This is a genomic window from Bacillus sp. 0909A, assembly GCF_036765115.1.
GTDB lineage: Bacteria > Bacillota > Bacilli > Bacillales > Bacillaceae > Bacillus > Bacillus mojavensis.
Map to the genome: position 1 here is coordinate 672,215 of NZ_JBAIZU010000003.1, position 20,740 is coordinate 692,954.

The 20,740-nt window shown below is 45.9% G+C and carries 20 protein-coding genes and 1 riboswitch; of the genes, 5 read left to right on the plus strand and 15 right to left on the minus strand.

The genetic code is table 11. The features are described from left to right. Positions 1–2: 2 nt before the first annotated feature. The 4 genes from yxlE to sigY are packed head-to-tail and all read right to left on the minus strand — an operon-like array spanning position 3 to position 1,240. Entirely contained in the window at positions 3–191 is a 189-nt protein-coding gene (yxlE, locus tag V6D42_RS13575; protein ID WP_024123344.1) for a sigma Y negative regulator YxlE, read from the minus strand. Continuing rightward, positions 191–394 carry a sigma Y negative regulator YxlD gene (gene yxlD / locus V6D42_RS13580; RefSeq protein ID WP_333513558.1) on the minus strand — a complete coding sequence of 68 codons (204 nt, stop codon included), beginning with the start codon at positions 392–394 and terminating at the stop codon, positions 191–193. The genes yxlE and yxlD overlap by 1 nt, the downstream gene beginning before the upstream one ends. After that, complete coding sequence (locus tag V6D42_RS13585) at positions 394–711, minus strand: YxlC family protein (RefSeq protein ID WP_333513559.1); 318 nt, start codon at positions 709–711, stop codon at positions 394–396. Before V6D42_RS13585 ends, yxlD begins: the two co-directional genes overlap by 1 nt. Next, positions 704–1,240, minus strand: a complete 537-nt coding sequence (gene sigY / locus V6D42_RS13590) for an RNA polymerase sigma factor SigY (RefSeq protein WP_101864289.1) — start codon at positions 1,238–1,240, stop codon at positions 704–706. Before sigY ends, V6D42_RS13585 begins: the two co-directional genes overlap by 8 nt. Positions 1,241–1,453: 213 nt before the next feature. Between sigY and V6D42_RS13595 the strand changes: the two genes are divergently transcribed. Further along, entirely contained in the window at positions 1,454–2,827 is a 1,374-nt protein-coding gene (locus tag V6D42_RS13595; RefSeq protein WP_101864288.1) for a purine-cytosine permease family protein, read from the plus strand. Between the two features lie 12 nt (positions 2,828–2,839). On the opposite strand, the gene V6D42_RS13600 is transcribed toward V6D42_RS13595, so the two are convergent. From V6D42_RS13600 to cydA, 5 genes are all read right to left on the minus strand, one after another. Then, positions 2,840–3,670 carry an NAD(P)H-hydrate dehydratase gene (locus V6D42_RS13600; RefSeq protein WP_333513560.1) on the minus strand — a complete coding sequence of 277 codons (831 nt, stop codon included), beginning with the start codon at positions 3,668–3,670 and terminating at the stop codon, positions 2,840–2,842. An 85-nt stretch (positions 3,671–3,755) separates the two neighbouring features. Then, entirely contained in the window at positions 3,756–5,480 is a 1,725-nt protein-coding gene (gene cydC / locus V6D42_RS13605; RefSeq protein WP_333513561.1) for a thiol reductant ABC exporter subunit CydC, read from the minus strand. Next, positions 5,477–7,180, minus strand: a complete 1,704-nt coding sequence (cydD, locus tag V6D42_RS13610) for a thiol reductant ABC exporter subunit CydD (protein ID WP_333513562.1) — start codon at positions 7,178–7,180, stop codon at positions 5,477–5,479. The genes cydC and cydD overlap by 4 nt, the downstream gene beginning before the upstream one ends. Beyond that, positions 7,180–8,196, minus strand: a complete 1,017-nt coding sequence (gene cydB, locus V6D42_RS13615; protein WP_168749106.1) for a cytochrome d ubiquinol oxidase subunit II — start codon at positions 8,194–8,196, stop codon at positions 7,180–7,182. The genes cydD and cydB overlap by 1 nt, the downstream gene beginning before the upstream one ends. Further along, the gene (cydA, locus tag V6D42_RS13620) at positions 8,180–9,586 is read right to left on the minus strand and encodes a cytochrome ubiquinol oxidase subunit I (RefSeq protein WP_333513563.1); all 1,407 of its coding nucleotides are present in this window, start codon (positions 9,584–9,586) and stop codon (positions 8,180–8,182) included. The genes cydB and cydA overlap by 17 nt, the downstream gene beginning before the upstream one ends. Positions 9,587–10,140: 554 nt before the next feature. Here cydA and cimH point away from each other — a divergent pair. The 3 genes from cimH (at position 10,141) to V6D42_RS13635 (ending at position 13,559) form a co-directional block, all read left to right on the plus strand. After that, entirely contained in the window at positions 10,141–11,490 is a 1,350-nt protein-coding gene (cimH, locus tag V6D42_RS13625; protein WP_333513564.1) for a citrate/malate transporter CimH, read from the plus strand. A 123-nt stretch (positions 11,491–11,613) separates the two neighbouring features. Then, a complete protein-coding gene (locus tag V6D42_RS13630) occupies positions 11,614–13,302 on the plus strand; it encodes a M56 family metallopeptidase (RefSeq protein ID WP_333513565.1) in 1,689 nt (562 codons plus the stop codon). 56 nt (positions 13,303–13,358) lie between these two features. After that, positions 13,359–13,559, plus strand: coding sequence for a hypothetical protein (locus V6D42_RS13635; RefSeq protein WP_442893238.1), 201 nt, complete (start codon positions 13,359–13,361; stop codon positions 13,557–13,559). Positions 13,560–13,571: 12 nt separating this feature from the next. Here V6D42_RS13635 and V6D42_RS13640 read toward each other — a convergent pair whose 3' ends face one another. The 5 genes from V6D42_RS13640 to V6D42_RS13660 all read right to left on the minus strand — a co-directional run bounded on the left by V6D42_RS13640 (position 13,572) and on the right by V6D42_RS13660 (position 18,513). Then, a complete protein-coding gene (locus V6D42_RS13640) occupies positions 13,572–14,411 on the minus strand; it encodes a polysaccharide deacetylase family protein (protein WP_333513566.1) in 840 nt (279 codons plus the stop codon). Between the two features lie 99 nt (positions 14,412–14,510). Then, complete coding sequence (locus V6D42_RS13645) at positions 14,511–15,239, minus strand: ZIP family metal transporter (RefSeq protein WP_333513567.1); 729 nt, start codon at positions 15,237–15,239, stop codon at positions 14,511–14,513. 108 nt (positions 15,240–15,347) lie between these two features. After that, complete coding sequence (gene msmX / locus V6D42_RS13650; protein ID WP_333513568.1) at positions 15,348–16,445, minus strand: maltodextrin ABC transporter ATP-binding protein MsmX; 1,098 nt, start codon at positions 16,443–16,445, stop codon at positions 15,348–15,350. A 119-nt stretch (positions 16,446–16,564) separates the two neighbouring features. After that, on the minus strand, positions 16,565–17,458 hold the full coding sequence (locus tag V6D42_RS13655; protein ID WP_333513569.1) for a PucR family transcriptional regulator: 894 nt from the start codon (positions 17,456–17,458) through the stop codon (positions 16,565–16,567). A 218-nt stretch (positions 17,459–17,676) separates the two neighbouring features. After that, on the minus strand, positions 17,677–18,513 hold the full coding sequence (locus tag V6D42_RS13660; RefSeq protein ID WP_168749119.1) for a YitT family protein: 837 nt from the start codon (positions 18,511–18,513) through the stop codon (positions 17,677–17,679). A 66-nt stretch (positions 18,514–18,579) separates the two neighbouring features. Next, positions 18,580–18,682, minus strand: a riboswitch (guanidine-I (ykkC/yxkD leader). Between the two features lie 392 nt (positions 18,683–19,074). Here V6D42_RS13660 and V6D42_RS13665 point away from each other — a divergent pair. Next, a complete protein-coding gene (locus tag V6D42_RS13665) occupies positions 19,075–19,614 on the plus strand; it encodes a DUF4352 domain-containing protein (protein ID WP_136975890.1) in 540 nt (179 codons plus the stop codon). A 74-nt stretch (positions 19,615–19,688) separates the two neighbouring features. On the opposite strand, the gene galE is transcribed toward V6D42_RS13665, so the two are convergent. Beyond that, positions 19,689–20,708 carry a UDP-glucose 4-epimerase GalE gene (gene galE, locus V6D42_RS13670; protein WP_326204772.1) on the minus strand — a complete coding sequence of 340 codons (1,020 nt, stop codon included), beginning with the start codon at positions 20,706–20,708 and terminating at the stop codon, positions 19,689–19,691. Positions 20,709–20,740 lie beyond the last annotated feature (32 nt).

Consider the following 20,740-nt stretch of genomic DNA (forward strand, 5'->3'; position numbering starts at 1 on the left):
GCTCACCTTTGCTTTCTGCCGACGGTAAAAAATAAAATCGGCCCAATAATATTGATGCATATAATCACTGCTGCCCACATCCATTTCGGCCCGTTTGTCCGCTCTTCTTTCACACAGCTGATCAAGGCAAACACTGCCAGCACGGCCTGTAACACAATCAGCGGTACAATCATTTCCCAAGAAATATTCATTAGCTGATCCCCCTATTTTTTCGGTCCGGCCTTATCACAAAAAAGTAATAGCAAATCAGAGGCATCGGCGCTGTAATCAGTCCGACAATTCCCCACACCCATGCCAGGCGATCCCGTTTTTTCGCATCAATGAATAAAAAGATGCCCTGTGCCAATACAATCAGATAAGCAAACACAAAAATCGTCAAATCTGTTTGGGACATCAGCGCTTCACCTCACGTTCGCCAAGGTATCGTTTTTTCTCAGCTGCAATCAAAATCGGCAGGACAGCCAGCGCACAGACCTGAAGCACGACAAAAGCAGCGGGAACTTGAGTAAATGCCAGAGTCGCCGCGCTTACCACCATCAGTGCAGAGAACACAAATAAGATAACTTCTTTCAGCACGCTTTTTCTTCGTTCGGCTTTCATTTGTGACAGTTGATCAAGCAATTCTTTTTGACTCGGTATAGTCGGGTTGGCGCATTGGTCAATTTTCTGCAATTCCGATTTTAAATGAACAGATCGCTTTTCTTTATTCATCAGTCCACTCCTTTCTGATTTGCTGGAGCCCTTTATGGACTCTGGACTTTACCGTGCCTTCTTTGATATGCAGCATCACCCCGATATCCGCATAGGTATAGCCGTAATAGTGCCTTAATAAGACGGGCGTGCGCAGCTTCGGGTCAAGCTGAGAAAAGAGATCAAGCGTCTCGCTCCACTCAGAGCCTTTCGTTGACACGTCCCACTTGATCTTGCGTATCGTTTCCTCTGTAACAGCCTGATTTCGTTTCCATTCTCTCTTTCTCTTTTTCTGGTGATCAAGGTAGAGTCTTGACGCGATAGAGATCAGCCAAGTGGAGAATTTGGATCGTCCTTGAAAACTCCCCAGATGGACGTATCCTTTCAGAAAGGTTTCCTGAACTAGATCCTCGCTGACGTCAGGGTGAAGGGAAAGCTTTAACAAGTATTTATATAGAAAAGAATAATAATGCTGAAAAAGGGCTGTAAACGCCTCGTCGCTTCCCTCTTTCGCCTGCTGAATCAATTGCTGTTCTTCATTTGTATCCAACGGCCGCGATCCCCCCTTTTTTTGTTATTTTGCCTTATGAGACGACACCGGATTCCAGAGCGTTCAACTTTTTTTATAATTCTTTTGATCTATTGACTTTACTGGCCTCTCATCAGTTTTCGTGAACATCTAAATTTGTAAAGCGAAGTACAGTCTGTTAAGCTATGTTTTTATGTCTATTTCAAAATTTCATTATATATGGAGGACGATGCATTGAAAGTAGAAAGGCGAACGATTGAATATATTCCAAATGAAGAAAGACATGGTAAAGCAAAAGATTTATTTCCCGTATGGTTCGGGGCCAATATGCATATCACCACGTTAGTGACCGGTACTCTTCCCGTTGCAATGGGACTTAATCTGTTTTGGAGTGTTGCCGCTATTATTTGCGGAACCTTAATTGGTGCCATATTTATGGCTTCTCATTCCGCGCAAGGACCTCAGCTCGGCATCCCGCAAATGATTCAAAGCCGTGCCCAATTCGGCGTAATCGGAGCGATTCTTCCCCTCTTCTTAGTCATGTTTATCTACCTTGGTTTCTTCGCAAGCAGTACGATTCTGGCGGCCGGGACCTTAAGCAGCTTTGTTCCCATCCCGGGATCATGGAGCATTATAGGCTTAAGCGCCGCATGTTTTTTACTCACCATTTTCGGTCATGATTTGATTCATAAAATGCAAAAAATCCTTTCTTGGACCTCTTTTGCCGTATTTTTTGCTGCAACGATACTCATTTTCCAATTACCGATTCCGGCAGGCAGCTGGGTGCCCGGAACGGTCGACTTGCCCGTTTTCTTGGTGGCAGTCAGCGCAGTAGCGACTTGGCAGCTTGCCTATGCGCCTTATGTCGCCGATTATTCCAGATATCTGCCCATTAAAACACCGGCGTCCAAAACGTTTTGGTACAGCTACGCAGGAACATCTGTCAGCTCCATCTGGATGATGCTGCTCGGCGCGCTGCTGACCACAGCACTTCCTGATTTTACGACAAACTCAGGGACCCAGATTGTGCAATTGTTCGGCCCCTTCTCGTTCATTATGCTGATCATTGTTTTATTTGGCCAGATGGCGATTAATGTCTTTAACTTGTATGGAGCTTTTATGTCCACGACGACTACGCTTGAGCCGTTTCTGAAATTAAAAGTCACACCGAAAATCAGAATCATCATGATCCTTGGCGTCACAATCGTCGGAACAGTCCTAAGCCTTCTCGGGCAAAGTAATTTTATGGAGCTGTTTTTGAATTTCATCTTTTTTATCAGTTATTTCTTAATTCCATGGACGGCGATCAATTTAGTGGATTACTACTTCGTCCGCCACGGGAACTATGAGGTCAAAGCGATGTTTGATGTCAACGGGCCATATGGAAGAGTCAATTGGATCACAACGATTGCTTTCATTCTATCCATCTTGTTAGAAATTCCGTTTATCAATACATCCTTTTACATCGGGCCATTGGCAAAAATGTTTGGCGGCGGGGATATCGCATGGATTATCGGGTTAGCCGTGCCTTCTGTTCTATATTATGTACTCATGAAACCACGCCTGAAAAAACGAGCGAGCTATCAAGAAAAGCTGTCTTCCCTATGAAGACAGCTTTTTTCATTCAAATCGTTTCCACACACGAGGCAACATGTCAGAGAGCTCGTGGGCGAGCAGCGTATGAGCAGAGTGTTCGTCAGTCCAAAGCTCGGCGCATGCACCGTGCAAGTATACGGCATTTAATATGGCATGTTTCGGGTCTTTGTGGCAACAAAGCATGCCCAATATCATTCCCGTTAGCGTGTCGCCGGTTCCTCCTTTGGCGAGTGCCCCGTTTCCGGTCGGATTGCTCCAGCAGTCGCCATCGGGAAACGCGATGATGGTTTGATTTCCTTTTAACACGATCACCGTTTGCAGCTGAACCGCCCACTCCTTGGCATATTCCGCTCTTTTGTTTTGTAAGTCTTTCACCGGAACCCCTGTCATTCGGGAAAACTCACCTGGATGCGGCGTGAGGATGACGGGCGCCTCCCGTTTCGGATACGTGCGTTTTGTCAGCGCTCCGGCATCCAAAATAACAGGGCAGTCTTTCTCAAGCACATGATCAACAGCCTGCTGCACTCTCTCTGTTTGCGGAAGCCCCGAACCGATCGCAATCGCCCGGTACGTCTCTTCAAGCCGAGAGCCCGCCGCTTTTTCCCAGCCGTCACGCCAATACGTGGCCTCCGGCAGAACCGGAACGATCAGCGGGATCACGCTTTCAGACGTGCCGATGACAAGCTTGCCGAGACCGCTCCGCATGGCACCAAGCCCGGCTAAAAGCGCAGCGCCCGGCATGTCATCGCTTCCCGCCAGCAGCAAAGCCGTACCGTACGTACCTTTATGGCTCGCTGCATCTCTTTCAGGGAGCGCAGCCCTCACATGCTCTTCCGTCCAAATCGGAACATTCATATTCATACCTCCTCTTATTATCTCTTCTTATTTTTCCTGCACTTCTTCCTTTTCAAACAAAAAAGACAGCCCAAAAGGCTGTCTTCTATTTTACAGGAACGTCGAGGTGATAAAGACGGCGATATCGTTCGTTCGTCGCCAGCAGTTCCTCGTGCGTTCCTTCCATTTCTGTTTTTCCGTTTTCCAGAAAGACGATTTTATCGGCTGCTTCCACACCCGCCAAGTGATGCGTAATCCATAGAATCGTTTTACCTTTCAGCACCTCAAACACGGTTTCCATCAGTTCGCGTTCCGTAATAGGGTCTAAGCCTACTGTAGGCTCATCAAGTATAATGATCGGCGTATCCTGCAGCAAAATCCGGGCGAGCGCGATCCGCTGCCGCTCTCCTCCTGAAAATCGGATTCCGGTTTCCTGAACTGAAGTATGATACCCGTCAGGCAGCGACTTAATGTAATCATGCAGTTTCACCTGCTTTGCGGCGCGGCGCACATCCTCGTCGCTCGCCTTTCCGTTTCCAAGCCTGATGTTATTCAAAATGCTTGTATCAAACAAGTGAGGCTTTTGATTTAACACAGCCACCGCATCAGCAATCTGGCCCTTTAAAAACGCCGTTTCCACTCCGTTTAACGTTACCGAGCCTGAGTCAGGTTTCAAGGCGCCCTCAATTAATGCGAGTGACGTTGATTTTCCTGATCCGCTCCGGCCGAGCAGCGCCATTTTTTCTCCTTGGCGCAGCGTAAAGGAAAAATGGTTCAGTACTTGGCTGTTGTCATAAGAAAACGTCACATCTCGAAACACCAAGGTGACATCTTTGAGATCAAGCCTATCAGCCGCAGACTCTGTTTGCGAAGACTCAGGCTGAGGAGCCACCTTGTTCATTCTTTTGATAGAATCCTGATAACCCGGCACTTCGCCCAACGCATCAGAAAGCGGCAGAAAAGCTTCTGTCAGCGGAAACACAACAAGCACAAAGGCTGCAATCATTGTTCTGGCGAGTTCGCCATTTGCATGCTGCCCCGCCGTCCAAAACAGCATCAGCAAAATGAGGCCGGCGACAAGGCATTGTGCGGCGAAATCCCGCCATCTTGTAAAACGATGTTTTTTACGTTCCAGCTCAAACCACGTATTTTCTTCTTTTTCATAGGAATCAATAAAAGCATGCCGGCGTCCGCTGAACATCCAGTCGCTGACACCCATCACGGCATCTGTGAGACGGCTGTAGAGCACATTCCGCCCGCTTTTCAGCTTGGCATTCTTCGCCCTCGTCACAAGCAAAGACACAACCGGAAACAGCACAACCAGAACAAACAGATACACCGCCAGCAAAATGGCAAACGGCCAGGAGAAGAAACCAAGCGCAATCACTGAAACAGCATACAAAAGCAAGGCTGAGATGGCAGGGAAAATGGTTTTTAAGAAGGCATCCTGCAAATGCTCAATATCCTCAGATAAAATGCCGAGCATATCTCCCGTGCGAAAACGGGATCGCAGCATCAAAGCGCCCGGCTCAAGCATGTTGTAAAGGCGGACGCGCATGTCGGACACGATTTTCAAAATGATGTGATGGCCGATCAGGCGCTCCACATAGCGTGACACAGACCGGGCAATCCCAAAGGTTCGAACGGCGACAATCGGGACATAAATGAGCAGGATGTTCTCCGGTCTTGTCGCCGCTTTTGAAATTAAAAACCCTGACGTAAACATGAGAAAAGCAGCGGAAAAAATCGTCACCGCGCCTAAAAAGACAACAAGAACAAACAGACGGGCATTTTGCTTGATATACGGCAGAATCCATTCTTCTTTCTTCATGCTCTTTCCCCCAGTTGTGCCTTCACGAGTTTGGTGTACACACCGTTTTTCGCCAGCAATTCATCGTGAGTCCCGATTTCTGCAACCTTGCCTCCGTCCAGCACGATCATTTCATCCATATCAAGCATCCAATGGAGGCGGTGTGTCGCGAGAAAGACAAGCTTATCATCAAATAGATCCAGCATCGTTTCTTTTATTTCATATTCTGTTTCGATATCCAGATGGGCGGTCGGCTCATCCAGCAGCAGAATTGGCCGGTTTCCCAAAAAGGCGCGGGCCAGCGCGACACGCTGAGCCTGACCGCCGCTGAGCGCCCGGCCGCCTTCTCCGATCCGTCCCTCCAACCCTTCATGAAGGGTGTTTACAAACTCCGTCAATCCCGCTGAGTCAGCAGCGCGGGCTGTATCTTCAGCAGAAGCGCTTGGGTGATAAAAGCGGATATTGTTCGCCAGCGTATCATCAAAAATATAAGGATGCTGCGGGATATAGAGAAGGTTTTTCTGCCAGTTCCCGTCCTGCAGGTGCGAACGGCTTGAACCGTTCACATTAATAACACCGCCATCCGGCTCCAAAAACCCGCCGAGGATATCAATTAATGTTGATTTTCCGGCACCGCTTGCACCAATAATGCCGATTTTTTTCTTGCCTTTGAATGACAAATCAATATCAGACACCGACCGGCCAACTGACACGCCTGACAGCTTCAGCTCATCTTGATCGGACCACATCCCAAGCTGAAGAGGCGCCTCTTCTCTAAAGCCAGGCTGCGACAATATCTCTTGAATGGTTTTCCCTGCCTCCTGCCCGTTTAGCGTTGCGTGATAATCGTTCCCCACTTCCCGCACCGGCAGAAAATACTCAGGTGCCAGGATAAGCGCCGTTAATGCAGGGCCAAGCAAAATATCGCCGTCAATCAAACGCAGTCCCAAAAACACAGCAACTGTCGCCACAGACAGCATCGTGAAAAAGTCGAGAGCAAATGAAGATAAAAACGCCACCCGCAGTGTACTCATTGTCGCTTTGCGATACCGCTCACTGACGTGGAAAATGTTTTTGCTATGCGATTTGCTCAATCCTAAAAAACGCAATGTCTCCAATCCGCGAAGAGAATCAACGAAATGGTTGGACAATGTCTGATATGATTTCCACTGGCGATCCGCTTTTCGCTGTGCGACAAGGCCAAGAAGAATCATGAAAATAATCAGAATCGGCAGGGCCGCGACTAAAATAATCGCCGACGTCCGATCCTGAAAAAACACGTAGATGACAACCGCAGCTGGCACAATCGCCATGCTGACCATTTTCGGCAAAAACAGTTCAAGATAGCGGCGGAACTGGCTGATGCCTTCCATCGCCAGCGTCACCATTTGTCCCGTCCCCTCTTTCTTTGCAAAGCGGGGGCCTAAACGGAACAGCTGATCGAGAAAGCTCTTTCTCAAATCAGCTCCCGTCTGGGCGGCATAATGATAGACGAGTTTCTGACGCGCCACTGTCACCCCGTGCCGCGCAACAAAAGCGATGAGGAAAAAGCCGATCACCGGAAACAGGGAGGCAATGCTCTTCCCGTTGAACAGTCCGGTTACAGCTTCACTCAGCCACTCTGCCTGCATGATAATAGCGGCTGTCTGAATCAGCGTTAAGCAAGTAATCACGGTGAGAATCCGCTTCATTCCTTTATATCGAAACAGGTCTTTTCCCATTAATAAGTCATAGGCTCCTTATGACTGACGCGCTTCCGGAAGACATAATAGCTCCAGATCTGACTGCCGATGACAAACGGCAATAGCGTTAATGCTGCAATTGACATGACTTTAAGCGAATAATCACCGGAAGAAGCGTTAGCTACTGTTAAATCGAACGCGCTTTGAATCGAGCTGACCATCACCCGAGGGAATAACGAAATGAAAATCATTCCTATGGTCAGAGCAAGACCCGCGCCTGTCATCGCAAATGTCCAGCCGTCTTTACTCTTACGGATGAATAAAGCTGCAAGCATAAAGCAGATGACAATCAAAACAACAAGCGGTATTGTAATCTCGCCGCGGCGTGTAAACATGTCTGTCTCATAAGCAGAAAGAGCCGCGAAAGCAAGCACTGCCACAAAAACAATACCCATTATCTTTTGCGCCATTTGTCGGGCGCGCTGCTGCAAATCATCAATCGTACGCAGCGTGATGAACATTAATCCATGCAGGAAGCAGAGAAGTGTTACGGTCACGCCGCCAAGTACAGAATATACATTGATATAATCAGAGAAATGCGCGTGAATGTTCATATCGGCATCAATCGGCATACCGCGGAATAATGTCGTAAATAACACACCAAGCACAAACGGAGGAATCAGACTGCCGAAGAAAACCACCCAGTCCCAAACCTTTACCCATTTCAGATGATCAACCTTGCCGCGGAATTCAAACGCGACTCCGCGGCCCATTAACGCAAGCAGCACAATGACAAACGGAATGTAATAACCGCTCAGCATCGTTGCATACCAGTTTGGAAACGCCGCGAAGATAGCACCCGCACCAGTCAAAAGCCATACTTCATTCGCGTCCCAGAACGGCCCGATCGTGTTGATCAGCACTCTGCGCTCTAATTCATTATGGCCAAGAAAACGGGTCGCCATGCCGACCCCGAAATCAAAGCCTTCCAAAAAGAAGAAACCGATAAACAATACAGCAACGAGTATAAACCAAAGATCATGAAGAGATGCCATGGTATACCTCCTGACTAAAAGGATCTGTTGATACAGGAACATCATGATGGTTATCATGCTCCGCGCCTTTTTTAATTTCACGGATGAACAAGAAGACGAGCAATGCGCCCAAAATCATATACATCACACCGAATGCGATGATTGAGAATAAAAGGGAGCCCGCCGTTACGTTAGGCGACACGGATTGAGCCGTTGTCATCAAACCCATGACCGTCCAAGGCTGACGCCCGATTTCTGTCATAATCCAGCCCGCGGAGTTCGCAATAAACGGGAAGGAAATCAATGCGATCATGATGCGCAAATACCATTTGCTGTTTTCCAGCTTTTTGCGGCGGTTCAGCCAAAGGCCGCCTAACGCAGCAAGTATCATGACAACACCTGCTCCAACCATAATACGGAAGCTCCAGAATGTCGTTTTGACAGGCGGAATATAGTCGCCTTTTCCATACACTTTTTCGTACTCTGCCTGAAGTGTTTTCATTCCCTTGACACTGCCGCTGAATTTTTGATAAGCCAGGTAGCTCAATGCGTATGGAACTTTGATTTCATTTGAGCTCTTTTCATTTTTCGTATCAATTGTGGCAAAGGCCGTCCAAGCAGCAGGGTCGCCGCTGTCTTCCCAAAGCCCTTCACTGGCAGCCATTTTCATTGGCTGTGATTCCATCAAGTGTTCAGCCTGCATGTGGCCGCTCAGGCCAACGCCAAGGCCTGCGCAAAGACCCACTATCATTGCGAGTTTGAAAGATTGTTTAAAGAATGGCACTTCTTTTTTCTTTAATAGTTTAAAAGCACTGACACCCGCGATAAAGAAGGCCCCGGTGGCAAGCGCACCGAAAATGACGTGCGGGAATTCAACCCATAGCTGCGGATTTGTTATCAGCGCGCCAAAATCATTCATTTCCGCGCGGCCGTTTTTGATCGTAAAGCCGACCGGCTCCTGCATAAAGGAGTTCGCTGTTAAAATCCAGAAGGACGACATAATCGTTCCGAATGACACGAGCCAAATGCAGAGCGCGTGAATTTTTTTAGGCAGACGGTCCCAGCCGAAAATCCACAATCCGATAAAAATTGATTCCATGAAAAACGCCAATAATGCTTCAATCGCAAGCGGCGCGCCAAATACATCTCCGACAAAACGGGAATAATCAGACCAGTTCAGCCCAAACTGGAATTCTTGCAAAATCCCCGTAACAACACCGACTGCAAAATTTATTAAGAATAAGTGTCCCCAAAACTTCGCCATTTTGAGGTACAGCTCATTTTTCTTCACAAGATAAAGAGTCTCCATCAATGCAACCATAAACACAAGCCCGATCGACATTGGCACAAACAAGAAATGAAACAACGTTGTTGATGCAAATTGAATGCGGGCTAATACTAATTCACTCATGCTTTATCCTCCATTTCCGGTTGAAAATGTTATATTGTTCACTACTTCACAAGCAGAACCGAAACTTTGATCAGTATTTCACAAAATAGACGAAAAAAATATTGCTCAATATTTCACAAATACGTCAAAAAGTCATCCAATATGATTCAAGATTGCCAGACTGACGAATGGCACACATCCCTGAATGGTTCATATTAAGTACTTTACAACGATCTGTTTCAAAAATAAAGCCCAAAATACCTAAAAAGCCCTGCGCTATGTGACGGATTATTGTCTATTTTGTTGCTGATTTATGGCGGTCGCTAGGATAAATGACCCTTTATTATCGTACATCAACACCTCGCTCCTTGCGAATAAAATGCTTGACCGGCATCAGCACTGGGTTCTCGGCACTCCGGCACATCCGGAATTTAGTCAGAACATCTCTTTTCAGCTGAATCATAAAAAAGAAAAGTTTGAATAGTAAATTTTTAATATATTAATAATTTCAATTTTTTAGTATACTTAACATAGTGAACAATTTCACTGGCAACAAGATTAGGGGAGGTTTTTTAATGGGAGAGCTTCAAACTCAATTACAAATGCAAACGGATACAATTCACGAAGGGGTTCGAAAAGAGAATTGGTTTGCGAAGGCTATGAATATAAAAGTAGGTATTATACCGCTTCCTGTTTATGCCCTGCTGTTTATATTAATTACTATTTTTGTATTGCATCATGATGTAAAAAGCGACCTCTTGACATCCATTGCCGTCATGGCGTTTTTCGGATTTACCTTTGCCCAAATCGGAAAATCAATACCGATTGTGCGCTCTATAGGCGGTCCGGCCATCCTTGCTACTTTTATTCCATCTGCTGTCGTCTACTATCACCTGCTGCCAAATGATATTGTCAAATCCACCACAGAATTTACAGAAAACTCAAACTTTCTTTATTTGTTTATTGCCGGAATTGTTGTCGGAAGCATCCTCGGCATGAAAAGAGAAACACTTGTAAATGCATTTATGAAAATTTTTATACCGCTTATCGCCGGTTCTGTCGCGGCCGCCATTGTGGGACTGGCTGTCGGTACATTGCTCGGCCTCGGATTTCAGCACACCCTTCTGTACGTCGTGATTCCTATTATGGCTGGCGGCGTCGGAGAAGGCGCCATCCCTCTGTCCATCGGTTATTCCGATATCATGCCGATGACTCAAGGGGAAGCGTTTGCACTTGTTCTTCCATCGATCATGCTCGGCAGTCTGTGTGCGATCATTTTAGCGGGCCTGCTCAACAGAATCGGCAAGAAAAAACCGGAATGGACCGGCAACGGTAAAGTTGACCGTTCAGAAGATTCACCTGCGCTGGAGGAATCGCAAAACGGCCAGCACATGTTCAACCTTTCTCTGTTTGCGTCCGGGGGAATCCTTGCCGTCTCCTTGTATTTGGTCGGTATGCTCGCCCACGACTTTTTCGGTTTTCCTGCCCCTGTTGCCATGCTGCTGTTAGCTGTTTTGATCAAGCTGTTCAGACTGGTCCCTGCCTCAATTGAAAACGGCGCGTTTGGCGTGTCCCGCTTCTTTTCCACGGCAGTCACCTATCCGCTGCTCTTTGCAATCGGCGTGTCCATGACGCCGTGGGACAAGCTTGTGGCCGCCTTTAATCTCAGTAATATTATTACGATTCTGTCTGTCGTTGTGACAATGATGACGGTCGGCTTTTTCACGGGAAAATGGCTGAACATGTACCCGATCGAAACAGCCATTATTAATGCGTGCCATTCAGGGCAAGGAGGCACCGGTGACGTCGCGATATTAAGCGCCGCAGAAAGGCTTGAGCTGATGCCTTTTGCCCAGGTGTCCACTAGAATTGGAGGGGCCATCACAGTGTCCCTAACGTTATTGCTGTTACACCAGTTTTATTGATACGCTGAAAGCAAGCTCTTCGTATAACGAAAGAGCTTGCTTTTTTGCATTTCCGTGTTTTTACAAATTCCCGCCGCATGCTATAGTAGTAGTTGGAAAGATTATGATAGAAAGGACTCTAGCATGCCTATGGGAACCAGTCTTTTTCTCTTTATCATTCTCGGGCTGGGCATTCAGCTGATATCAGCCCTTGCAGCAAAGCTTCTTCCGGCATTAGAACTCTGGATTGATATTGTTCTTTGGGTCGGCGCTGCTAGCTTTATCTTCTCTCAACAGCCTTTCATAGAAGGCATCGTCTCTCTGGCATTGATGTTCACCAGCTACTGGACCGCATTGGATCTGACTGTCCCCAGCCGTATTGAAAAACCATCAGGCGATTGGCAGGAAATTGAGCTTGCAAGAGACCACACACGCCTCCTCTCGGACATTGCCCTGACTGTCATTGTGTTTGCGGGCGCTATTGTTTTCTTCATTTACGGGCCTGACACCAGTGTTCTAAAATATGTGATCCTGTTCGGTTTCATGTCGGGCGGCGCAGCACTGGTAAAACGCATATTAAATTTTCTAAGTGTAAAAGTCTTTTATTCTTCATCTTTAGAAACATGGCATATCAGCTCACGTTATGAAACCCGCACCTATCCGCTTTCAGACCTGAAAGACATCCGGCTTGAATCGACGGCAGATTTGTTAAAACTTCATCCGCTTTTGACAATGTATTCATCCCGGCTCGATATGACGACAAGCTTTCAGCAAGTCATAAGGCTCTCTCTTCCCGGCGAAACGCTATATCTGACCGTGAAGGAACCTAAAAAATGGAAATCGATCCTCGGGGAATTTCTAGAATCCGAAAACAAAGAGGAAACGGTTATTGCTGTCCTGCCGCTTTATCATCGGAAAAATGTGAAACGGCTTTTAGGTAAACTTTATTTTGCCGCAAGCGTAAAAGGGATATCTGCTTACGCCATATTGGTGCTTGCTTTATATGCCTTACACGCCTCACCTTGGGTCATGACTGGTGCCGTAGTTTTGTACTGGGCTTTGAATATGTATCTATCTGACCGAGTGCTGCGGACAGCAATGGATGCCAGGCCTTGTCTGAATTCAGACGTTCAGGCAGCGGCAGATAAGATGTTTAGAAAAGCAGGCATTTCGCATGTGGAGGTATATGAAACGGATAGTGATGAATATAACGGCATGGCTGTCGGAATGAATGTAGGAAGATCAATGGTGATTCTGACAAGCGCTACATTAACCCTTCCGCCGCATGTCATTGAGGGTATTCTTGCCCATGAAGCTGTTCATATTAAAAAACGTGATGTGCTGTCCATGCAGCTGTTGCGCTTTCTTTATCTTGGGGCAGTCATCGGGATCATTCTTTTACTTGAGCATTACATCGCCCATCCCGGCGCTTACAAAATCGCACTTTGGGCGTTGATCATGGGAATCATCATTCTATTTCAGCTTTATCAGTCATTTTGTTCCCAATGGATGGAGGTGCGCGCCGATCACCTTGGCGCTTCACTGCTGGAGGGCGGATACAGGCAGATGGCCGAATCCTTAAAGATCCTGGCGGTTCGCCAGGATGAAGCTCTGCAAAAACAAAATACCTACAGCTCTGATATAAATGAAGAGGAGGTTAAGGTGAACTCTCTCACCCGGGATAATAGCTGGCTTTTCAGAATCATAGACTTTCAGTTTTCTCCTCATCCGCCTATGTATTGGCGTGTCAGCGCATTGCTTTCGAACAAAGGACACGGCATGGTCAAGCGCTGGCTGAGAGATCGGCTGAAAGAATCTGTCTCCCTCAAGTGAAACTTTTCAGATTTTAAAACGTATAAAAAATCATTGTTTAAGGGGGGAGCCATATGATTGTTATTCTTATCGCTTTGATCTTCGGTATGATCGTCATTTATCAATCGGCTCGATCATTCGATTCAGAAACCAAAGGACGCCAGCGGGCGGACAGCGGTTTTTTCGGATCCGATGGTGATTCCCGCCATGATGGATGCGGCAGTGACGGAGGCTTCGCGGATTCCGGCTGTGACGGCGGAGGGGGCGGCGGCGATTAATCGCCGCCATTTTTATTTCATCGACTCAATGTACGCACCAAAGGACACCCCTGACATTCCCGGGGATACACGTACGCGATGGAGGGCGTACATCCCCTGATCTCTGGAGGCTGCACCAGGTTCAGTCGTCACTCCCATTTGATAACCGGTTTCTTCAGCGGCCTTCAGCGTATCTTCGTTGTAGCGCCCAACCGGATAGCTGATGATGGCCGTTTGCTGATTGAACATCCTATCAAACAGTTTTTTTGAATCTGCCATTTCGCTATATTGCTGTTCAGTCGTTAAACCGTTCAGCTCAAGGTGGTCAATCGTATGGCTTTCAATCGATATGCCATGCTGTGCCATTTCTTTCATTTGATCCTCTGTCAGATGATGTTTATGTCCAATTGATTTGCCGATCATAAAAATCGTCGCCTTCATGCCGTACTTCTTTAATACCGGATACGCGTCTTTGTAATTATCGGTGTATCCGTCATCAAACGTGATCAGCACACATTTCTCACTCGGCTTCTTGTCCTGAGTCAGCATGAGATACGCCTCTTTTGGGGTTAATGTCTGGTAGCCGTTATCATGCAGCCATTTCATATGTGCCTCAAATTCTTTCTTTGGCACACGGAGGCTGTTGCCTGAAGAGATGCTGTGGTACATCAAAATCGGCAGCTTTGCCGGTTTCTCTGTTTTGATCCATCCGGATGTATCATCTTCTTTTTTCTGCACATGTACTGTCTTTTCTTCCGGTTTCTTTTGTTCCGCTTTTGGCATCTGCTGCTCTGCGTTCGCCTCTTTATCAGCGCAAGCGGCAAGAGCCAAACAGCTGCCCAAAAGAAAGATGCATAAGATAAATCGTTTCATCGTTTTCCTGCTTTCTGTCTATTTCTTCCTCCTTTTCATCGGTTGATTTGCGTGATTTTCAAGTGAAAAAACCAGACATGTAGCCATGTCCGGTGCAGATTAGGAAAACTGATTCAAAATCAAAGACGTTAAAAGACCAAGAGCAGCAATTAACCCTGTCATCGGACCGCTGTCTTCATATGCCTCGGGCATCATCGTGGATGCAATCATTGCGATGATGCCTCCGCCCGCAAAAGCGGCGATTGCCGACATCATCTCCTCAGGAGCACCATCCAGGAAATAATATCCTGACCATGAGGCAAAAATAGAAATCATCAGTACCGCCGCCCAAAGCAGCAAGATTTTCGCCTTTGAATATCCGCTGTTCTTCATGCCGGCCGTGCTGGACAGCCCTTCAGGTATATTGCTGATAAAAATTGCGACCACCAAAAGGAAACTGACGGATTGTTCCTCAAGAAGACTGGCTCCAATCATAATAGACTCGGGGACAGCATCCATGATGGTGCCGATAAAAATCGCGATCCCCCCGCCGCCTGCAGCTGCTTGTCCCGACCTTTTTCTTTGTGACGCACCTCTTTTCGAAACCGCGTAATCAAAAAGGGTAAACACGACAGCGCCTGCTATAAATCCAGCGCCTGTCGAGACCATTCCGCCATCCTTCACCGCATCCTCAAAAAGTTCATAGGCGGCAGCGCCGATTAATACCCCTGTGCCAAAAGCCATGATATAACCGATGATACGCTTGCCAATCGGAAGAAACATCGACGCCAGCGCGCCCAGCAAAACAGCAGAGCCGGAAATCCCGCCCCACATCGCCGCATTCCACATCTCGATCTCTCCTTTCTACAAACCACTACCCGCCGCGATTTTTGCTGTAAACCTTGAAAGAGAGGGAATGCAAAAAACCGGACATCTCTCCATGTCCGGTTTTCCAGCTTAACGAATTCTATTTTCTGTTTCACTATCAAAGAAATGGCCTTTATTCATATCAAACGCAACTGTCAGCTCATCACCTGACTGAATATCGAGACGGGCATCGATCCTCGCAATAAAGTCCTGGTTATCAATCTGCGAATAAATCATGATCTCAGATCCCAGGAGCTCCGCAACATTGATTTTCGCTTTAATTGAAGAGCTCTTATACGATTCCACGACAATCAATTCATCATGAATATCCTCAGGGCGGATGCCGAAAATGACTTCTTTGCCAATGTAGCCCTTTTCACGAAGCACCTTCATTTTCCCCTCCGGCACGCTCAACACGGAAGAACCGATTTTGATTGTGCCGTCAGACAGCTTTCCTTTGAAAAAGTTCATGGCTGGTGATCCGATAAAACCGCCCACGAATACGTTTTCAGGGAATTCGTAAACATCCTTCGGCGTCCCGATCTGCTGAATTTTGCCGTCCTTCATGACCACAATTCGAGTCGCCATCGTCAATGCTTCTGTCTGATCATGCGTGACATAAATCGTGGTGGTTTGCAGTCTCTGATGGAGTTTAATGATTTCGGCTCTCATTTGCACCCGAAGCTTTGCATCCAGATTCGACAAAGGCTCATCCATCAGGAATACCTTTGCATCCCTCACGATCGCCCTTCCCAGCGCAACCCGCTGTCTCTGACCGCCTGAGAGCGCTTTTGGCTTGCGGTGCAAATATTCTTCCAGCCCGAGAATTTTAGCGGCTTCCTCCACTCTTTTTTTAATTTCAGGCTTCGGCATTTTGCGGAGCTTCAGCCCGAATGCGATATTATCGTATACCGTCATATGCGGATAGAGTGCGTAGTTTTGGAACACCATCGCGATATCCCTGTCCTTTGGCGCCACATCATTTACCCGTTTTCCTTCAATATAAAAATCGCCTTTCGAAATTTCCTCAAGTCCTGCGACCATCCGCAGTGTCGTTGATTTGCCGCAGCCGGACGGGCCGACAAATACGATAAATTCCTTATCCGCTATGTGAAGATTAAAGTCGTCTACCGCCGCTTCCTTCTGATCATAAAATTTATAAATGTGCTCCATCCGCAATTCAGCCATCTAACATCCCCCTTTAATATTGTAAACGCTTTCTTAAATCAAGTGTATCAGCATTTATCCAACACTGAAATGGGCAGCATTCATAAAATCACACGGCCGTTTTCGTGCATATTTCCAGTTTATTCTGAACCTTTGTCTTGCAGGCAGATAAAATACGCAAGCAGAGCGCCTGTATACGTTTTAATGTCTATTCCTGACCGCTCGATAAATTTATCAATTCGGTACTGCAGGCTGTTGCGGTGCAGATGCAGTTTTTTCGCTGTTAATGTCACGTTTGAGTTGTTTTCAATAAACAGCTTGATTGTTTTTCTCAGCTCAGGTTCATTTACAAATAATAGCTCGGCTTCTTCACAAAGCAGTGATTTCAGCCGTCCCTTTTCTTCTTCCAATAATAAAAAAGGGAACATGATATCAAACGTCACACTCTGAACCTGCGGCAGCCGCTTTTCAGCAAATAGAAAATACGTTTGTTCACGGGCATAATGCTTTCGTAAGCGCTCATCTGTTTCATAAAACCTTCCGGCGTAAAAACGGACACTGAAGTAGAAATCACTTTCAAGAACCCTGGCGAGCGACTCCAGTTCGTCTTTCCCGGCCGCCGCTTCACTTTCCTGCTCAACAATCACGCCTCTGTCCTCATGCATCCAAACGATCACAAAAGACACCGGCCAAAAGTGGCGCATCGCTTCCGCAAATGACGCCCGTTCTGTTTTGCCAATCAAATGAAAATGAATGAACCTTGTCCTCTTAGTGATATTCGGGGGCACTTCTCCTTTCGAGAATAGAAACGCAAACCACTTGTTTTCTTCTGGCGATTTGAACGACTTGTGATCTGCCTCTTCCGCTAGCGTTAAAAATGACTGGAGCAGCAACGTCTCCTTTTGGCTGATCTCCGTTTTTGGGATCGAGATATATTTCTGACTGTTTTCATCAAAAAAACATAGACAGTCTTCCTTTGTACAAAGCTTGTCAGACACAATCGAACCGGGGTAAATAGCCAACAGCGACTTCATATGGTCTCCTCTCCTATGTAAGGATATGTATTTTCAGTATAAGGCGAAATACACATGTTCTCCAGCTACTTTTTCGCATAAGATGGGCTTCCTTTCGTTTACAGCCTTGCTTCAACGGCAATAGAGGATATGCATGAACTGAGACGAATACAGAAACAATACCGCACATATCCATTCTAAACAAATAAATCCCTCTGCAGCTGCGCAGAGGGATCTCCTTATTTTGAAATATCCACAAACCCTTCACCAAACACATCGCGCACGTCATGGACAATCACAAATGCTTTTTTGTCACAGCTTCTGATGATTTTCTTCAGCATAGAAAGCTCCTGTTTGTTAATGACGATGTACAAAATCTCTTTTGACTGGCCGGTATAGTTTCCCTTACCTGATAAAATGGTGACGCCCCGATCCATCAGCGTATTGACCTGCTCGGCAATTTCACCTTTATTTTCCGAAATGACGGTAATTGCTTTTTTTGTATTCAGTCCTTCAATAATAAAGTCCATCACTTTCGTTCCGATATATAGCATCACAATCGTAAACATCATGTTTTCCACACCAATAATAAAATAAGAGCTGAAGACGACAATTAAATCAAAAAAGAGCAACGCGTAACTGATATTCCAATCTAAATATTTATTGGCGATTCTGGCCAGAATGGCCGAACCGGCTGTTGTGCCGCCGACCCGAATGATCATACCGATCCCGACACCCGCAAACACTCCTGCGAAAATCGTGTTAATGATCAGCTCATCAGACGGTGTGCTCCACCCGTGAGTCAAATGCAGAAAAAGCGAGTTTGCTGCCACGGCGATAATCGTATAAACCGTAGTTTTCCCGTCGAGAAATTTATATCCGATCAATAGCAGAAAAGCGTTTAATATAAAGTTTGTCACCCCGGGAGACCATTGAAACACATAGTACAAAATCAGCGTAATCCCCGTAACGCCGCCTTCCCCAAGGTCATTGGGAATCGCGAATAAATTCACAGCAAGCGCGAAGAAAAAAGCGCCAATCACAAGCATCAGCACATCAAGCATTTTCTTTTTCATCACAAACTCCTCCTTCAGATCGTATCAACAAAAAAACCCAGGAGTACGCTCTCGCAAAAGAGCAGAAACTCCTGGGCTTTTATCCCACCGTGTCATAACAGCCAGGCTGTTATGTGTTTTCTCTCGGTCACAGGCCAATATGCATTGCGGAACCCTAGAAAACCAATGTTTTAGTATATCCTTTTCACTTTCCAATATTAGCATTATAAGGGACTGAGCAAATTGGTTCAAGGGGTATTTGCGGAGATTTATATACAAGTGAAAATTCAAGAAAATACAATTTAGCTATTAACATATGTGTGATATAGACGATAAGAAAATAAGCATGTATTTTCACAAGAAAATATAACTATGAATGATAAATAATATAATAAATTCATAATTTTGTATTGACTAAGTGAAATAATATAGGCATTATAGTACATATGTTTTGTGTATTTTAATGACATAGGAGGAAATATAATGGCAGGAAAACTAGTTCCTTGTAAAGCTTGCGGTCAAGAAATTGCAAAAGGTGTAAAAAAATGTCCTAACTGTGGTAAAGATCAGCGTAACTTTTTTATGAGACATAAAATTATTACATTTATTCTCGCAGTTGTTGTCATCATTATTATTGCTAACATTGGCGGCGGAGGCGGTTCAGAAGCCACTTCCAAAACATCAAGCAGCAGCAAAGCAGAAACTGAAAAAACATACAATATCGGTGATACTGTTAAGACTGAGAAAACTGAAGTGACAGTTACGAAGGTAGAGGACAGAGATACTGTCGGTACTCAATATGTTGAAAAGAAAGCTTCTGATGGAGGCACTATTGTAGCTGTTCAATATACAATTAAAAACGTATCTAAAAAGCCAATAAGTTCTTTTTCAATTCCAACTGTTAAATTAGTTGATGCCGATGGCACTTCTTATGATTCTGATATTGATGCTTCTGTAAACTATGCAACTGAGACAAAAGTTGATAACTCTAAAATTTTGAGTGATCTAAATCCTAATATTAAAGTAACAGGTGTAAAAGCATTTGAAGTTGACAAGGAAGCTTATGCAAAAGGAACTTGGAAACTCAAATTCAGCAATGATGTTATTGTAAAAATCAAATAATAGTAGAGTAGGGTGCCTTAACAGGCACCCTTTTTCTTAAAAAAAGGCCTTCTCTGTTGAGAAGGCCTCCATTCTTATTCCAGACTCTTATACCCATTCACATTAGAAGACTGCCATCTCCAAGAATCGGCACACATTTCCTCAAGGCCTCTTTTTGCTTCCCAGCCCAGTTCCCGCTTGGCTTTTGCAGGATCTGCGAAGCAGGTTGCAATGTCTCCAGGGCGGCGGTCCGCAAATCGATACGGAACCTCTTTCCCTGACACTTTTTCAAAGGCTTTGACCATTTCAAGCACACTGTAGCCTGTGCCTGTTCCGAGGTTGTATGCATCTGCTCCAGTGGAGTTCAATACTTTTTCAAGCGCTTTGACGTGGCCTTCTGCGAGATCGACGACATGAATATAATCGCGTACGCCTGTCCCATCTTTGGTCGGATAATCATTTCCGAATACGCTTAATTGCTCCAGCTTGCCGACGGCTACCTGCGCCACATACGGCATGAGGTTATTTGGGATGCCATTCGGATCTTCACCGATTCGTCCACTTGGATGTGCGCCGAACGGATTAAAATAGCGCAGCAGGGCAACACTCCACTCATTGTCGGCTGTATGCAAGTCACGCAATATTTGTTCAAGCATGAGCTTTGTCTGTCCATAAGGATTTGTCGCGCCTAATGGAAAGTCCTCCGTAATCGGTGATGTTTCCGGAACGCCGTATACTGTCGCAGATGAACTGAACACGATTTTCTTGACGCCGTATTTCTCCATGACCTCACATAAAATAAACGTTCCCGTGAGGTTGTTATGATAATATTTGAGCGGAATTGCAACAGATTCACCGACTGCTTTTAATCCCGCAAAATGAATCACAGCTTCAATTTCATTTTCCGCAAAAACCGAATCTACCGCTTCCCGATCCAATAGATCCGCTTCATAGAACGTTAATTCTTTTCCCGTAATCTCCTTGACGCGGTTCAGCGCCTCAGCTGAGCTGTTGGACAGATTATCAAGAACGACAATCTCATAGCCGCTGTTCAATAACTCCACACATGTGTGACTTCCGATGTATCCGGCGCCGCCTGTAACAAGTATTGCCATGATGTAAACCCTCCTAAAAAATGACCTGCTAT

Excerpts from the sequence above, each read along its gene's own strand:
- cydA (WP_333513563.1), bottom strand. The coding sequence starts at position 9,586 with ATGAGTGAATTAGTATTAGCCCGCATTCAATTTGCATCAACAACGTTG.
- V6D42_RS13655 (WP_333513569.1), bottom strand. The coding sequence starts at position 17,458 with ATGAAGTCGCTGTTGGCTATTTACCCCGGTTCGATTGTGTCTGACAAG.
- cydC (WP_333513561.1), bottom strand. The coding sequence starts at position 5,480 with ATGAAGAAAGAAGAATGGATTCTGCCGTATATCAAGCAAAATGCCCGT.
- V6D42_RS13665 (WP_136975890.1), top strand. The coding sequence starts at position 19,075 with ATGAGACATAAAATTATTACATTTATTCTCGCAGTTGTTGTCATCATT.
- yxlD (WP_333513558.1), bottom strand. The coding sequence starts at position 394 with ATGTCCCAAACAGATTTGACGATTTTTGTGTTTGCTTATCTGATTGTA.
- cydB (WP_168749106.1), bottom strand. The coding sequence starts at position 8,196 with ATGGCATCTCTTCATGATCTTTGGTTTATACTCGTTGCTGTATTGTTT.
- V6D42_RS13640 (WP_333513566.1), bottom strand. The coding sequence starts at position 14,411 with ATGAAACGATTTATCTTATGCATCTTTCTTTTGGGCAGCTGTTTGGCT.
- msmX (WP_333513568.1), bottom strand. The coding sequence starts at position 16,445 with ATGGCTGAATTGCGGATGGAGCACATTTATAAATTTTATGATCAGAAG.
- yxlE (WP_024123344.1), bottom strand. The coding sequence starts at position 191 with ATGAATATTTCTTGGGAAATGATTGTACCGCTGATTGTGTTACAGGCC.
- V6D42_RS13645 (WP_333513567.1), bottom strand. The coding sequence starts at position 15,239 with ATGTGGAATGCGGCGATGTGGGGCGGGATTTCCGGCTCTGCTGTTTTG.
- cydD (WP_333513562.1), bottom strand. The coding sequence starts at position 7,180 with ATGGGAAAAGACCTGTTTCGATATAAAGGAATGAAGCGGATTCTCACC.
- V6D42_RS13600 (WP_333513560.1), bottom strand. The coding sequence starts at position 3,670 with ATGAATGTTCCGATTTGGACGGAAGAGCATGTGAGGGCTGCGCTCCCT.
- galE (WP_326204772.1), bottom strand. The coding sequence starts at position 20,708 with ATGGCAATACTTGTTACAGGCGGCGCCGGATACATCGGAAGTCACACA.
- V6D42_RS13585 (WP_333513559.1), bottom strand. The coding sequence starts at position 711 with ATGAATAAAGAAAAGCGATCTGTTCATTTAAAATCGGAATTGCAGAAA.
- V6D42_RS13660 (WP_168749119.1), bottom strand. The coding sequence starts at position 18,513 with ATGAAAAAGAAAATGCTTGATGTGCTGATGCTTGTGATTGGCGCTTTT.
- V6D42_RS13630 (WP_333513565.1), top strand. The coding sequence starts at position 11,614 with ATGCCTATGGGAACCAGTCTTTTTCTCTTTATCATTCTCGGGCTGGGC.
- cimH (WP_333513564.1), top strand. The coding sequence starts at position 10,141 with ATGGGAGAGCTTCAAACTCAATTACAAATGCAAACGGATACAATTCAC.